The following is a 14482-nucleotide window of genomic DNA, read 5'->3' as shown; positions in this document are numbered from 1 at the left end:
GCACGGTCGGTGAAGCAGGTGCCACTGAAGCATGTGTGCCAAGCCCCGCCGAGCAGGCGGGACTTGGCCGACACGACCTAGGACTGCGCGTTGAGGCCGGTGGCGGCCTGGGCGATGACGGCGGCCACGACGGCCGGACGGGAGACGTAGACGGCGTGGCTGCCGGGCGTCTCGGTGACGGTCGCGCCGGCGCGCTCGGACATGGCGCGCTGAGCGGCCGGCGGGATCATCCGGTCGTCGGTGGCGACCAGGTACCACGACGGCTTGGTCTGCCAGGCCGATGCCGAGACCGCCCCGTCGAGGGCGTCGACGCCCCAGGGGACCTGGGAGTCGGCCATGAACGCGGCCGTCGATTCCGGGACGTCGGCGGCGAAGGACGCCGCGAACCTGTCCCGGTCCAGGAACAGGCGACCGTCCGTGGGCGGGACCGACCAGCACGGCCGGACCGTCGAGGCCGTCGAGGACCTGGTGGGTGGCGGCGACGTCGCCGGCCAGTGACAGGGTGGGGTTCTGGAAGACGGCCACCCGGTAGCCGTCGGCGGTCAGGTGGTCGTAGACCCCCCGCCAGCCCGATCCGTCCACGAAGCCACCGTGCACGAGCACGATGTTCCTGATGGTTGCCATGAGCGTCTCCGGTCTGGAGGGACAGGCCCGGCGCCTGTCCGGCGCCCTCCATGCAAGCCGTACGCGCGGACGGGGAACACGCAGAGCAGCACGCAGAGTTGGGCCGGGGTCCCGGCAGGAGGCAGGCAGGGGACAGGCAGGGGCCGGGCGTCAGGCCGAGTGCGCCCTTGCAGGCCTTCCTCGACTTGTGGACGGAGCTGTCCGACGGGCGGGCACCCGCCGGGTAGGGCGCGCGCCGGCGGAGCGGCCCTCAGGTCGGCTGGCGCAGTCCCGCGACGAGGAGGGCGACCAGGCGACGGGCGTCGTAGCGGGGGTCGCTCTCGGCACCGATGCAGAGGTTTCCGACGCCGCGCATGAGCTGGTACGCGTCGAGGTCGGAGCGGATCTCACCGGAGGCGGTGGCGGCGTCGAGGAGCTGGGCACACGCCGGCACGAGGCGTTCGAGGAAGTAGGCGTGCAGCGTCTCGAAGCCGGTGCCGTCCCCCTGCATCGCGGCGGCCAGTCCGTGTTTGGTGACCAGGAAGTCGACGAAGAGGTCGACCCAGCGCGCCAGCGCCGCATGGGGTGTCGGGCTGGTCGTCAGCAGGGCCGGGCCGGCCTCGGCGCAGGCGTCGACCTGGTGGCGGAAGACGGCGATGACGAGGTCCGCGCGGGTGGGGAAGTGGCGGTAGATCGTGCCGATCCCGACGCCGGCCCGGGCCGCGATGTCGCGTACCGGCGCTTCCACGCCCGAGGCGACGAAGGCCGCGGCGGCCGCCTCCAGCAGGGTCTGCTGGTTGCGCCGGGCGTCCTTGCGCTTGGAGGTGGCTGAGCTTCCCGGGCTCTGGCCGCTGTCGTTCACCGCGGTACTCCTTCCGAACGTGCCGAACCACTCTTGTGAAACGGAACAACGTTCCGTATCGTTAACGGAACACGGTTCCGTTTCATTCATGATGGCAGAACCGCGAGCGGTTGACCACGTCGCTGTCCATGAAGGCACCCAGCGAAAGGCACTTCCATGTCCGAATCGAAGACCGCGAACCCGCAGAACACCGCGGACGCTCCCACCACGGTGATTTCCGCGAAGCCGGTCGTTCTGCCCGCCCCCGGCCGCGGCGAGGACCTTCAGGTCCGCGTCTCCGCCCCCGCGACGGGCGGCGATCTGCCGATCATCGTCCTCTCGCACGGCCACGGCTGCTCGATGAACGGCTATGCCCCGCTGGCGGACTTCTGGGCCGCCCACGGCTTCGTGGTCCTACAGCCCACCCACCTCGACTCCAGGACGCTCGGCCTCCCCGCCGAGGACCCCCGCACGGCGCGGATCTGGCGCATCCGCATCGAGGACCTGGGCCGCGTACTGGACGGGCTCGACACCCTGGAAGCCTCCCTGCCCGGCCTCGCCGGGCGCCTCGACCGCGACCGCATCGCCGTCGCCGGCCATTCGTGGGGCGCCCAGACGGCGAGCACACTGCTGGGCGCGCGCGTCCTCGACTCCGACGGTGTCCCAGGCGAGGACATGTCCGACCCCCGTGTCACGGCGGGCGTGCTCCTCGCCGTACCGGGCCTTGGCGACGACCTGACCCCGTTCGCCGTCGAGAACCTCCCCTTCATGAGGCCGTCCTTCGACACCATGACCACACCGGCCCTCATAGTCGCCGGCGACCACGACGACTCCGCCCTGTCCACGCGCGGACCGGACTGGTTCACCGACGCCTACACCCACAGCCCGGGCAGCAAGGGCCTGTTGACGCTGTTCGGCGCCGAGCATTCGCTAGGAGGCATCCCCGGGTACGAGGCCGCCGAGACCACCGACGAGAGCCCGGCGCGCGTCGCTCTGATCCAACGACTCACCACGGCCTTCCTGCGCAGCGCCCTCCACCCCGAGGACACCGGCTGGAAGGCGGCGGCCACCGCACTGGCGGAAGACCCCGGCCCGCTGGGGAAGCTGCACACCAAGGAGACGACCCGGCCGACCACACCGGGCGGGCGATCGTCCTCCTCCGGCTCGCGGACACGCTGAACCACCGCACGTACGACGCGATGGCCAGGTCAGGCCCGGCTGGTGTCCGGCCCGGCTGGTGTGCGGCACGGCGCCCGCGTCGTCGTCGGTCATCAGACAGTAGGGTTGCCCAGGTGGATACTCCTTCGCTCCCGCGTTCCTTCCGGCTGCTCGTGACAGGCGGGGGGACCGGCGGTCACACCTATCCGGCCCTGACGGCGGTCCGTACCCTGCAGAGCCGCCTCGCGGCGACGGGCGGCACGCTCGATGTCCTGTGGATCGGTACCGCGGACGGCCTTGAGGCTCGGGTCGCGCCGGCGGAGGGGATCGCGTTCAAGACGGTGGCGACGGGGAAGATCCGCCGCTCGTCGAACCCCCTCAAGATGCTGTCCGCCGCGAACGTGAAGGACATGGCGCGGGTGCCGCTCGGTGTGGCGCAGGCGCGGTCGATCGTGTCCGAGTTCCAGCCGGATGTCGTGCTCGCGACGGGCGGGTACGTCGCGGTGCCGGCCGGGCTGGCCGCGCGGCTGTGCAGGCGTCCGCTGGTCCTGCACGAGCAGACGGTCCGCCTGGGTCTGGCCAACCGGAAGCTGGCGGGTTCGGCCACGCGGATCGCCGTGTCCTCCGACTCGTCGCTGGCCCTGCTGCCCACCGAGGTACGGGACCGGGCGGTCGTCACGGGGAACCCGGTGCGGCCGGAGGTGCTGACCGGTCACCCGGACAAGGCGGTTCAGGCGATGGCCCTGTACGGCTTCGACAGGCGGCTGCCGACGGTCTACGTCACCGGCGGCGCGCAGGGCGCGCAGCAGATCAACGGGGTCGTCCGGGACGTGCTGCCCTGGCTGCTGAGCCACGCGAACGTGATCCACCAGTGCGGCCCGGCGAACGTGAACGAACTCCGCGACGCCGCCGCCGGCCTGGACCCCGTCCTCGCCGGGCGGTACCACCTGACCGGTTTCGTCGGGCCGGAGCTGCCCGACGTGCTCGCGCTGGCCGATGTGGTGCTGTCGCGCAGCGGGGCCGGGACGATGGCGGAGCTGACCGCGCTCGGGAAGCCGGCCGTGTTCGTACCGCTCGCCACGTCGGCGGGGAACGAACAGGCGCACAACGCCCGGCACCTGGCCGACGCGGGAGCGGCCGTCGCCCTGCTCGGCGACGTCACGGCGCAGGCGCTCGGCGATGCGCTCGGCCCGCTTCTGACCGATCCCGGACGGCGGGCGGCGATGGCGGAGCGGGCCAGGGCGTACGGAAGGCCGGACGCCGCGGACCGGCTCGTGGACGTCCTCCTGTCCGCCGCGTCCGGCTGATCCGCCCGCCGCGGGGACACCAGGCCCGCCGCTCCATCGGCGGCGGGTCCGGGCCGCTGAAGCCCTGAAGCCCTGAAGCCCTGAAGCTAGCGTCCGCCGGGGGCGGTCAGGGCGTGGAGTCGGGCGCGCAGGGCGGTCAGCCGGATGCGCAGTCGCTGCGGTGGTGTGGGCGGCAGGCTGCGAGAACTGCCGCGCGCGTAGTACCGCTCCACGTAGTACTGGCCACCGCTCAGGACGGTCGTGACGGCGATGTACCAGAGGGTGGCGACCATCAGCAGCGGGATCACCCGGTAGTTCTGGTTGTAGACCAGCTGGACCGAGTACAGCAGGTCGTGGACGGCCAGCACGCTGACGATGCTCGTGCCCTTGAGCGTGCCGATCAGCATGTTCCCGGCGGTCGGCACGATCGACCGCATCGCCTGGGGGACGACGATCCGGCGCAGGGTGCGGCGCCTGCTCAGGCCGAGCGCCTGTGCGGCCTCGGTCTGGCCGGGGTCCACCGAGAGGATGCCGCCGCGCACCACCTCGGCGGCGTACGCGGACTCGTGCAGGGTCAGGCCGATGACGGCGGTGAGGGTCGGGCCGAGCAGGTTCACCGTCTTGACGGTGAAGAGCTGGGGGCCGTACGGGATGCCCAGGCCGAGCGTCGGGTACAGGGCGCCGATGTTGAACCAGAACAGCAGCTGCACCAGCAGCGGCGTGGACCGGAAGATCCACACGTAGCCCCAACTGAGCGTCTGCAGGACCGGGTTGGCGGAGAGGCGCATGACCGCCAGCACGGTGCCGAACAGGAAGCCGAGCACCATCACCGCGCCGGTCAGCCACAGGGTGAGCAGGAGCCCGTCGAGCACGGCGGTGGTGGTGAAGTACTGCCCCACCACGTCCCATTGGAAGGCTTCGTTGCGCACTACGGAGACCAGCACCATCGCGAAGACCAGCAGGGCGGCGGCAGCGGACAGCCGGAGGCCGATGCGCCGGCGCGGCACGATCGGCGGCAGTTCGGTCCCGGGGATGCCGTGCGCCCGCGAGTGCTTCGCCGGAGGGGCGGTCGCCCTGGCGGGAGCAGCGGGAGCGGTGGGAGCGCCGGTGGTGTGGGATGCGTGGGAGGCGTCGGAGACGTCGGGCGGGGTGGCCATGGGGAGGCTCTCCAGGGGAGGGGGCGCGGGCGTGGATGACCACCCGGCGGCACGGCGCGCGGCAGCCCGGAACGGGCTCCGCGCGCAGACGCTGCTGCCGGGGAACGGGTACTCGTGTCGTCACGCTCGCCGCGTCCCTCAACGCGGGCGGAGGGGCTTCCGTGTGGGCGGAGGCGCTCCGTCGTCGATCGTATGTGCCCATGGCCCGGCCGTGTCAACCACGTCAGGCCCGGCCGACAGGGGCCGTCCGCCATCCGGGCCCTTGCTTGACGAAGAGCCGCATGTACTGCTCAAGTAGTCGCATGAATGCCCATCAGCGCCTCGTCTCGCGCGACTACATCGACTTCGGTCGGGTGTGGTCCGCGGCGTGTTGCGCCTGATGCGGCAGCGGGCTGTCTGATCGGCCCTTCCCTCCCTCGGTGACCCCGTCGCGGGCCGAGATCTCCCTCGGCGTGCGCTGCCGCCGCCCCGATTCTCCCGACGCCCCGCGTCGTCACGCCCGTACCACCCGCATGTGAGTTCGTGACGTCCTGATGCCTTGATGCCCTGACGTCCTTTCAATCTCCGTTGCAACAGCGGCTGCTCCGTCATGCCCGCATGCGCGGTCTCCATCAGCGCTTCCGAAAGGCCACCCCATGCCCGTGGAATTCCTCGGCATCGCCGCGACCAACGACGGATCCGAAACCACCGCGCGATCCGGCGCCGCATTCGACAAGGACTACACGCTCCGGCTCGCCCGGGCGCACGAGGACCACGGCTGGGACCGCGTGCTGTTCGCCTACGGTTCCGGATCCCCGGACCCCGCCCCGGCGGCCGCCTACATCGCGAGCCGGCTGGACCACCTCCAGATCCTGCTCGCCCACCGGCCCAACGTCTCGTACCCCACCTACGCCGCCAAGACCTTCGCCACGCTGGACCAGATCAGCGACGGCCGCCTCACCGTCCACTTCATCACCGGCGGCAACGACCACGAGCAAGGCCGTGAGGGGGACACCCTCACCAAGGACGAGCGCTACGCCCGCACCCGCGAGTACATCCGGATCGTCAAGAAGATCTGGACCACCCACGAGCCCTTCGACCACGAGGGCGAGCACTACCGCTTCCACGACTTCGTCAGCGATGTCTTCCCCGTCCAGCAGCCGCGCCCGAACGTCTCGTTCGGCGGCTCCTCGCCCGCCGCGTACGCCGCCGGCGGAGCGGAGGCCGACGTCTACTGCCTGTGGGGCGAGCCGCTCGCGAAGACCGCCGAGCAGATCGAGGCCGTGAAGGCCGCGGCGAAGGCAGCGGGCCGCACCGACGTGCCGCGCATCCAGGTCGCGTTCCGCCCGATCATCGCCCCGACCGAGGAACTGGCCTGGGAGAAGGCCCACCGCACGGTGGGAGCCATCAAGCAGCGGCGGCAGGCGGGCCTCGTACGGCACCACCGCAACGGAGTCCTGGAGGCCACGGCGCCCCAGAACACCGGATCACAGCGCCTGATCGCCATAGCCGAGGCGGGGGAGCGCTACGACCGGGCGCTGTGGACCCCGACCGCCGCCGCCACCGGCGGCGCGGGCAACTCCAACGCCCTGGTCGGCACCCCGGAGACGGTCGCCCGGGCACTGCTGGACTACCACGACCTCGGCGTCGACATCCTCTCGGCCCGCGGCTACGACCTGCTGGGCGACGCCGTCGACTTCGGCCGGCACGTGATCCCGCTCGTCCGTGAGGAGGTCGCGAAGCGCGACGCCGAGCGCGAAGCGGCGCACGGTCCCCACCAGACCCTCACGGCGGCGCGCGGGTGATCTCCGCAGCACGCACGCCCCACCCCACGGCCACGCCCCACCCCACGGCCGCGCCCCACCCCAACGCCCACACCCCGCCCCGGCACCACGCCCCGCAACGGAAAGGCCTTCCCGCTGTGAACCTCCCCGGGAACGGGACCCGCACCCGCCTGCGCACCGCCGCAGCCCTCGCCCTGCTGCCCCTCCTGGCGCTGACCGCCTGCGGCTCCGGTGGCGGTGGGGCCCCGGCCGTGGCCGGTGCCCAGGTGTCCTCGGTACCCGCCGACGACCCCGTCGCCGGCGTGCAGACCGTGGACTCGATCGCCGCCCTGCTGCCCGCCGAGGTCCGCAAGGCTGGCACCCTCCGGGTCGGCAGCTCCGTCGGAGCCCCTCCCGCGGCGTTCTACCCGAACGGGCAGGACAAGCCGCCCGCAGGCCAGGACATCGACATCGCCGACGCGGTGGCCAAGGTCCTCGGCGTGAAGCTGGAGCGCCAGGACGCCTCCTTCGAGACGATCCTGCCCGCGCTCGGCAGCGGCAAGTACGACTTCGGGACGGGCAACTTCGGCGTCACCACCGAACGCCTGAAGACCATCGACTTCGTCACCTACATCAACGACGGGCAGGGGTTCGCCGTCAAGACGGGCAACACCACCCTGACCACACAGGTCTCCGACCTCACCCAGCTGTGCGGACTGACCATCGGCACCGGCGCGGGCACGACGTTCGAGAAGACCCTCACCGCGCAGAAGGGCGTCTGCGCCGCGGCCGGCAAGAAGCCGTACGAGGTCAAGGTCTTCTCCGAGACCGGGGCCGTCACCACCGCCCTCCAGCAGGGCCGGATCGACGTCGTCATGTCGACGATCAACGGCCTGCGCCACCAGGCCGCACAGCCCGCCGCCCAGACCGCGTTCCTCGGCGAGTACCACCGCCTCGACGTCGGATTCGCCTTCAAGAAGGGCTCCCCGCTCACTCCCGCCCTCCAGGCAGCCGTCAACGAGCTGATCAAGAACGGCACTTACGCGCGGATCCTGAAGAAGTGGGGCACCACCGCCTCCGCGATCGACACGTCGCAGATCAACCCGGCCGAGCACACGTGAAGGGAGGACCCGTGAACGACGTCATGGTCGACGTGCGCGGCGTCCACAAGAGCTTCGGGCCGCTGGAGGTGCTGCGCGGCGTGGACCTGTTGGTCCATGCCGGTGAGGTCACCGTGATCCTCGGCCCCTCCGGCTCGGGGAAGTCCACGCTCCTGCGCACCATCAACCACTTGGAGAAGGTCGACCGCGGCTGGATCAGCGTGGACGGCGATCTCATCGGCTACCGCAGCTCACGCGGCAAGCTGTACGAGCTGAAGGAGAAGGAAGTCCTGAGGCAGCGCACCCGCATCGGGTTCGTCTTCCAGAACTTCAACCTCTTCCCGCACCTCACCGTGCTGGACAACCTCGTCGAGGCCCCGCTCTCCGCGCTGCGCCGCCCACGGCAGGAGGCGGAGGCGACGGCCCGTCGGCTGCTGGACCGCGTCAGCCTCTCCGACAAGGCCGACGCCTATCCGCTGCAACTGTCCGGCGGGCAGCAGCAGCGCGTGGCCATCGCCCGCGCGCTCGCCCTCGAACCCAAGGTACTGCTCTTCGACGAGCCGACCTCGGCGCTCGATCCGGAGCTGGTCGGCGAGGTCCTGGACGTCATCAAGGACCTCGCCCGCGCCGGAACCACCATGATCGTCGTGACGCACGAGATCGGCTTCGCCCGTGAGGTCGCCGACACCGTCGTGTTCATGGACGCCGGATCCGTCGTCGAACAGGGGCCGCCCGCGGCCGTCCTGGACGACCCGCAGCACGCCCGTACCCGCGCCTTCCTCTCCAAGGTCCTCTGACTCTCCACTGACTCGGGTCAGGACCTGTCCCGGCCGCCTCGGCCGAGTCGCCAGGACAGATGGGCTCCGAGCAGTTCGGCACGCTCCTCGGGCGCCGTGTCACGCAGGACCATGCGCAGCGTCAGAAGATCGCGCAGGCCGCGCAAGAGGTCCGCCCGCGGCTGCTGCCGGCCTCGGACGAGGCGGCCCAGCAGGGCGAGGACCACGGGTGCGCCGAGAGCGGCGGCCAGCACGTGGTCGTGATCGATGTTGGTCATGGCAGTTCTCCTCGGGCTCATGGCCGATCGGATCCGGGAAAGGTCCGGCCGGACCGGTCAGGCCATGCAAGCCTTTGCGGTGGGTGTTCATCCCCGGGAGTGAACAAGGATGAACGGGACATCCGTGGGGGAGCGATGGCCGACGGGGAAGCACTGACTCCGCAACAGGCACTGGCACTGGCACGTCTCGGCACCTCGCTCAGGAACGCCCGGCAGGCCCGCAAGTGGGCGGTCAGGGAACTGGCGTCGCGGGCGGAGATCGCCGTGGGAACGATCAGTCAGACCGAACAGGGCAAGACCACGCCGAACTTCGCCACGCTCGACGCGCTCCTCACCACTCTGGGCATCGAGGGAGAAGAACGCGCGGAGCTGGAGGGCCTGCGGGACCGGGCCGAACCCCGCACCCGCCCCGTGCGGGCCCGAGCGGAGTCGCAGAGCCGCCTGCTCCACGACTACGTCGCCGCAGCCCGCGAGGTCGCCCGACACCACCCCCACCCCTTCTTCCTGCCCGGAACCGCACCGTCTCTGACCGATGTCCACTGGGGTCAGCAAGCAGTCCCGGTGGATCCGGACAGCCCCGTTGACGGGAACCCGGCAGCGCTGCTCGGTGCCGGGCCGAGACCGCTGCCCACCACCGAGGCCCTGGCCGAGAAGCAGGTGTGCGTGATCACCGCCGGGCCGGGGGGCGGAAAGTCCAGTCTGCTGCGCATCTGGCTGGACCAAGGGCTCAACCGCTGGGCCGATTCCCAAGCGGAGGAAATGCCCGTCCTGGTGCCGGCCGAGTCTCTGGTCAGGCACACGTTCGGCAAGGCCCTCGCCACGGCCGTGAACGAGCACCTCAGGCCGCACGGCCTCCTGGACGACGTCCCCCCGGAGTTCTTCACCCGCCCGCCGCGGGCCGGGGCGCGCTGGCTCGTGCTGGTCGACGGCTTGGACGAGGTCACCAGCACGGCAGCCCGTCACGACATCGTGGGCGCCCTCGCCGCCCTGGCCAAGGGGCGCCACGCCCACTTGTTCCGCTTCGTCATCGCCGCCCGCCCGCTGCCCACCCGCGAGTTCCGCGCTCTCGGCCCGGACGTGGCCTGGTACCGCCTGCTGCCCTTCAGCCCCGAGGACGTCGAGCAGGTGGCCTGTCGCTGGTTCGGCGCCCTCGGACTGCCCGAGCCGGTGCGGGCGGCCGAGCGCTTCACGCGGGATCCGGCGTTCCGGCGGATCGCCGACCTCGCCCGCACGCCCCTGATGGCCGCGATGCTCTGCCAGCTCCACGTCGACTCACCCGACAAGGAGTTGCCCACCAGCCGCGGCAAGATCTATCGGCAGTTCACCGAGCGGCTGCACGAGCGCCAATGGGCCGCCGCATCACCGGACACCCGTCAGCGCTACGCCGGCCTGGAGAGGCACGGACCCGCCGTCCTCGGCCGAGCCGAGCACACCCTCGAGAAGCTTCCCGAGCTCATCGGTCTGCTGGCCGCCGAACGCCGGCGGGACGAGACGGTGTCGGCGGTCGCCCTCCTGGAGTCACAGCCCGCTGCCCAACGCCCGGCCACGGTGCCCTCGGGCGAGTGGCGAGCGTTCCTGGAGGCGAGCCTGCTGCGCAGCGGGCTGTTGACGGTCAGGGCAGGCGAGATCGTCTTCCTCCACCAGACACTGCTCGAATACTGCGCCGCCCGCCACGCGAGCCCGCAGACCCGTGCGACGGAACTGTCCCGCCTGCTCGTGAAGGACTGGTCCCGGCACTGGGTGTTGCCTCAGCTGGATGCCAGCAGGCGACTGCTGGGGCGCCGGTACTGGAACCCACCCGGCCGGGAGGAGGAGTCCTACTTCGGCTTCCTGCTCGACGACGGTGAGCACGACTCCACGCCGGTGATCGAAGAACTGCGACGCCTCGCGCACCGGGGCGGACTGACTGGATGCAGATTCCTGGCCGATCAGTGCGACTTGGGTACGGAGCTGCCGTCGTCCGTCACCGGCGTCGTGACCGACACCCTGCTGAGGCTGTGCCGCATCGGCCGTTTCGAGCTCTGGCGGGCCAAGGTGGCGCGAAGCCGGTGGACCGCCGACGACCCGGCTCCCGACATCGAGCGCATGTTCGCCCGAATCCTGTCCAGCTTCGAGATCGATGACCGGGTGTGGGCTGCCAGTACGCTCCTGCTCCTGAGGGACAGGCGCGGCCTGGAGATTCTGACCGAACTGGCCCGTTCGCCCTACCTCTCCGGCGTGTGCGGGCCGCCGGTCGCCGCACGGCTGGCCAAGCTCGGCGACACAAACGGCGGCGAGATCCTGGCCGCTCAGGCCCAGGACACCGGCCTCAAGGCGGGGAAACGGCTCAAGGCCGCCGGATTCCTCGCGGAACTGGGCGATGAGCGCGGGGTGGAACTGCTCACTCGGCTCGCCCACGACGATGACGTGGCCCACGGCCCGCGAGCCGAGGCGGCCCTCTGGCTCGCGGATCTCCACCACCACGCCGCCGAGAAGCCGGCCCAGCCGAACGGCGGCCCCCAGCCCGCGGCTCCCCTCGACGCCGTCGGCCACGACATGCTGGTCGCCTTCGCGCACGACCGTACCTGGCGCGGTTCCTCACGGCTCAGGGCTGTCCGGCTCCTGGCGGGAGTTGACGACGGGCGTGCCCGTGAGGTGTACGCGGAGCTGGCGAACGACGCGACCCTGCGATGGTGGCACCGCCTGAGAGCGCGCCGCGCCGCGACCTAGGCCGTCCCCCTCGGACCTTGCTCCCCCGGCAGAGATCACATAGGCGTTCCGTGCGGGGTGCGCGCCGTGAGAAAGAATGCGCCCGGGGCGGGAGTCGTGGGGCGCCACCCGTCTGCCCGACGAGAGGCCCGGCCAGGTCCTGAAGCGTTCCGATGCGCTGACGATCAACAATGCCGGCCAGATCCTCGGCCGGACCGAATACGGGGACGTCCACCCGCGCGCGGTCATCTGGCGTGAGAAGTCGGTCAGGTCGGCGAACCTAAGGCCCGTCCCGCAAACTGTCTGATCAGCGTCTGATGGCATGATCGAGGCGTGATCAGTGAACTCGGCCAATCTGGTGCGATGAGGTATGTCCTGTTCGATGTCGATGGCACGTTGATCGATGCCGTGGACAATCAGCGCCTGGTCTGGCGCACGTGGGCAGAGCGTTACGGACTGGACCCTGATGAGGTCTACCGAGTGGCGCTGCGGACGAGGCCGATGGAGACCTTCGCGCAGGTCGCTCCGCACCGGGATGCTCAAAAGTGCCTGGCCGCACTGCACGAGCTGGAGGACGAGGATGTCCGCTCCGGCACCTATGCGGCTTTCGACGGTGCCGCGGAGCTGCTGAACGCTCTGCGGCCCGGGGCCTGGGCACTGGTGACGTCGAACTATGAGCACCGGGTACGTGGACGTTTCGCACGGACGGGCTTGCCGGTCCCGGAGGTCCTCGTGGATGCGGCTGCGGTGGAGGAAGGCAAGCCGTCGCCGGTCCCGTACCTGCAGGCCGCCGCGCGACTCGGTGCCCAACCGGAGGACTGCCTCGTCATCGAGGACGCCCCTTCCGGGGTGCAGTCCGGGCTGCGTGCCGGGATGACAGTGTGGGGCGTCAACACTCCCGCAGCGGTGGACGGCGTGCATCGTCACTTTGGCAGCCTGCACGAAGCGGTCCGCGACATCCTCGCCTTCGCCTCCGGGCCCCTCCCTCACAGGCTGGAGGGATCGGCCACAGTGCAATGATCTTGCTGTCGCTGGTGTGATCACGTCGAAGATCTCTTGCGGGACGAGCCTTAGGTGTTCGGGGACGCCTTGCCCCGACGGTTGAAGGGAAGCCTGCCGAGTACGACCGCCATGCCGCAGGTGTTGGTGAGGGCGGAGAAGACCAGGCCGGCCGCGATCCCCGCGGACAGCAACTGGAAGGCCGGGTGGACGAGGAAGCCGAGGGCCAGGCCGAGGAGGACGACGGAGCCCGCCGTGAAACGGACTTGGCGCTCCATGGCCCAGACGTTGCGCGGACGGCCGTCCGGGTAGTGGAGCCGGTGGCCCTCGGCCGCCCAGGCGGTGGTGCCGCCGGTGAGGCTCGTCGCGTCGATGCCGTGGGCGGCCAGGGTGGCGACGGCGTTCTCCGACCGGGCGCCGGAGGCGCACACCACCAGCAGGGGCTTGTGTTCGGCGGCCTCACGGAGATCCGTCAGCGCCCGCCCGATGCGGTCGAGGGGGATGTTGAGGGCGTCCGGCAGGTGGCCGGACGCGAACTCGCCCGGGGTGCGGACATCGACGACGGTCAGCTCGTGGTGGCGGGGGAACGCCTCGGTCACACTCAGGGCTGCGGAAACACTCATGGCGGATCGTGGTCCTTGGCAGAGGGGACGGTGGTGTCAGCTCGGCGGCCGTGGGCCGTCCGCGGCCACGCGGAAGCCGATGTTGCCGGTGGAGCTGTCGGGCGTGTTGGAGCTGCGGGCCGCGACGCGGTAGCGGTTGCAGTACGAGTCGTGGCAGAGGTAGGAGCCGCCGCGCATCACGCGGCTGGTGCCGGGTGCGAACCTGTCGGCGCACCATTCCCACACGTTGCCGACGACGTTGTAGAGGCCGAAGCCGTTGGGGCGGAAGGACTTCGCCGGCGCCGTGCCCTCGTAGCCGTCCTCCGCGGTGTTGAGGGTGGGGAAGTCGCCCTGCCAGATGTTGCACATGTGCCGGCCGCCGGGGGTGAGGTCGTCGCCCCACGGGTAGCGCCGTTGCCGGAGGCCGCCGCGGGCCGCGTACTCCCATTCGGCCTCGGTGGGCAGCCGGGTGCCCGACCAGGCGCAGTACGCCTGGGCGTCGTTCCAGGAGACGTGGACGACGGGATGGCCACGGCGCGTGGTGACGGACGAACCGGCCCCCTCGGGGTGGCGCCAGCTCGCACCGGGGACGGCCCGCCACCAGGGGACGGCCGCCACGGCGGGGGACACGGCGGCGACCTGATCGGACAGGAAGCCGCCGAAGACGAAGGAGACACCGAAGTGTTCGGCCTCGGTGACATGGCCGGTGGCTTCGACGAACTGGGCGAACCGGGCGTTGGTCACCGTCGTCGGCGCGATGCGGAACGGGCCGACGCCGACCTCGCGTACCGGCCCTTCGCCGTCGGCCGGGAAGGAGTCCGGATCGTCGGTGCCCATGAGGAAGCGCCCGCCCGGCAGGTCGATCAGCCGCCCGGCGGCCCGTTCCGCGGGGGCGACCGGTGGCCGCGGCGCCGGGGAGAGCGCGACGGTGGTGACGTCACCTTGGCCGGGAGTGCAGCAGGAACTCATGGCGGCTCCGTCGGTGCGGGTGGTGGGGAGCGGCTTTCCGCACCCGGGGGTGCCCAGGAGGGTGACGGGCTCTGTGGGAGCCATGGTCGTCACCTCCTGGGTCTGCCGGGCTACGGGTTACTTGGCGCCGAGGCCGGCGTCGGAGACCTCGGGCTTGCCGGCGGCCTTGAGGACCTTGTTCAGGAGCGTCAGGTCGTAGATGCCGGCGAGGTCGGGCTGCTCGATGAGCTTGGCCTTGACCGCCCACTCCGACTGGGTCTTCAGCGTGGAGGCCAGCGGGTCG

General features: G+C 71.1%; 14 protein-coding genes and 1 pseudogene. 8 read left to right on the top strand and 7 right to left on the bottom strand.

Going from position 1 to position 14482, the window contains the following annotated elements:
* Window positions 1–77: 77 nt before the first annotated feature.
* Window positions 78–401, bottom strand: coding sequence for an alpha/beta hydrolase (locus AB0D29_RS33255; protein ID WP_362859430.1), 324 nt, complete (start codon window positions 399–401; stop codon window positions 78–80).
* Between AB0D29_RS33255 and AB0D29_RS33250 the strand changes: the two genes are divergently transcribed.
* Window positions 337–498, top strand: coding sequence for a hypothetical protein (locus AB0D29_RS33250; protein WP_362859358.1), 162 nt, complete (start codon window positions 337–339; stop codon window positions 496–498). The two genes, AB0D29_RS33255 and AB0D29_RS33250, sit on opposite strands and share 65 nt — an antisense overlap.
* A gap of 376 nt (window positions 499–874) precedes the next feature.
* Here AB0D29_RS33250 and AB0D29_RS33245 read toward each other — a convergent pair whose 3' ends face one another.
* Window positions 875–1465, bottom strand: coding sequence for a TetR/AcrR family transcriptional regulator (locus AB0D29_RS33245; RefSeq protein WP_362859357.1), 591 nt, complete (start codon window positions 1463–1465; stop codon window positions 875–877).
* 156 nt (window positions 1466–1621) lie between these two features.
* Between AB0D29_RS33245 and AB0D29_RS33240 the strand changes: the two genes are divergently transcribed.
* Complete coding sequence (locus AB0D29_RS33240; RefSeq protein WP_362859355.1) at window positions 1622–2623, top strand: chlorophyllase; 1002 nt, start codon at window positions 1622–1624, stop codon at window positions 2621–2623.
* Between the two features lie 113 nt (window positions 2624–2736).
* A complete protein-coding gene (locus tag AB0D29_RS33235) occupies window positions 2737–3909 on the top strand; it encodes a UDP-N-acetylglucosamine--N-acetylmuramyl-(pentapeptide) pyrophosphoryl-undecaprenol N-acetylglucosamine transferase (RefSeq protein WP_362859353.1) in 1173 nt (390 codons plus the stop codon).
* 86 nt (window positions 3910–3995) lie between these two features.
* Here the strand turns inward: AB0D29_RS33235 and AB0D29_RS33230 are convergent, their stop codons facing one another.
* The gene (locus AB0D29_RS33230) at window positions 3996–5045 is read right to left on the bottom strand and encodes an amino acid ABC transporter permease (RefSeq protein ID WP_362859352.1); all 1050 of its coding nucleotides are present in this window, start codon (window positions 5043–5045) and stop codon (window positions 3996–3998) included.
* Between the two features lie 635 nt (window positions 5046–5680).
* Between AB0D29_RS33230 and AB0D29_RS33225 the strand changes: the two genes are divergently transcribed.
* The 3 genes from AB0D29_RS33225 (at window position 5681) to AB0D29_RS33215 (ending at window position 8684) form a co-directional block, all read left to right on the top strand.
* A complete protein-coding gene (locus AB0D29_RS33225) occupies window positions 5681–6829 on the top strand; it encodes an LLM class flavin-dependent oxidoreductase (RefSeq protein WP_362859350.1) in 1149 nt (382 codons plus the stop codon).
* A 116-nt stretch (window positions 6830–6945) separates the two neighbouring features.
* Complete coding sequence (locus AB0D29_RS33220; RefSeq protein WP_362859349.1) at window positions 6946–7908, top strand: ABC transporter substrate-binding protein; 963 nt, start codon at window positions 6946–6948, stop codon at window positions 7906–7908.
* Between the two features lie 23 nt (window positions 7909–7931).
* Window positions 7932–8684 carry an amino acid ABC transporter ATP-binding protein gene (locus AB0D29_RS33215; protein ID WP_362859429.1) on the top strand — a complete coding sequence of 251 codons (753 nt, stop codon included), beginning with the start codon at window positions 7932–7934 and terminating at the stop codon, window positions 8682–8684.
* Window positions 8685–8701: 17 nt separating this feature from the next.
* Here AB0D29_RS33215 and AB0D29_RS33210 read toward each other — a convergent pair whose 3' ends face one another.
* On the bottom strand, window positions 8702–8941 hold the full coding sequence (locus AB0D29_RS33210) for a hypothetical protein (RefSeq protein ID WP_362859347.1): 240 nt from the start codon (window positions 8939–8941) through the stop codon (window positions 8702–8704).
* A gap of 135 nt (window positions 8942–9076) precedes the next feature.
* On the opposite strand from AB0D29_RS33210, the gene AB0D29_RS33205 reads away from it, so the two are divergent.
* Both AB0D29_RS33205 and AB0D29_RS33200 read left to right on the top strand, forming a co-directional pair.
* A complete protein-coding gene (locus tag AB0D29_RS33205; protein WP_362859346.1) occupies window positions 9077–11650 on the top strand; it encodes a helix-turn-helix domain-containing protein in 2574 nt (857 codons plus the stop codon).
* Window positions 11651–11992: 342 nt separating this feature from the next.
* Window positions 11993–12649 carry an HAD-IA family hydrolase gene (locus AB0D29_RS33200; protein WP_362859427.1) on the top strand — a complete coding sequence of 219 codons (657 nt, stop codon included), beginning with the start codon at window positions 11993–11995 and terminating at the stop codon, window positions 12647–12649.
* A gap of 50 nt (window positions 12650–12699) precedes the next feature.
* Here AB0D29_RS33200 and AB0D29_RS33195 read toward each other — a convergent pair whose 3' ends face one another.
* From AB0D29_RS33195 to AB0D29_RS33185, 3 genes and pseudogenes are all read right to left on the bottom strand, one after another.
* Window positions 12700–13251 carry a rhodanese-like domain-containing protein gene (locus AB0D29_RS33195; protein ID WP_362859345.1) on the bottom strand — a complete coding sequence of 184 codons (552 nt, stop codon included), beginning with the start codon at window positions 13249–13251 and terminating at the stop codon, window positions 12700–12702.
* A gap of 36 nt (window positions 13252–13287) precedes the next feature.
* Window positions 13288–14199 (bottom strand): formylglycine-generating enzyme family protein, encoded by a 912-nt coding sequence (locus AB0D29_RS33190; RefSeq protein ID WP_362859426.1) that lies wholly within the window; start codon window positions 14197–14199, stop codon window positions 13288–13290.
* A gap of 117 nt (window positions 14200–14316) precedes the next feature.
* Window positions 14317–14482, bottom strand: a pseudogene (locus tag AB0D29_RS33185) (sulfate ABC transporter substrate-binding protein); the annotation flags it as partial.

The organism is Streptomyces sp. NPDC048424 (assembly GCF_040651555.1).
Taxonomy (GTDB): Bacteria; Actinomycetota; Actinomycetes; order Streptomycetales; family Streptomycetaceae; genus Streptomyces.
Note: the sequence above shows the minus strand (reverse complement) of the source record. Positions and strands in the feature narration are given on the sequence as shown.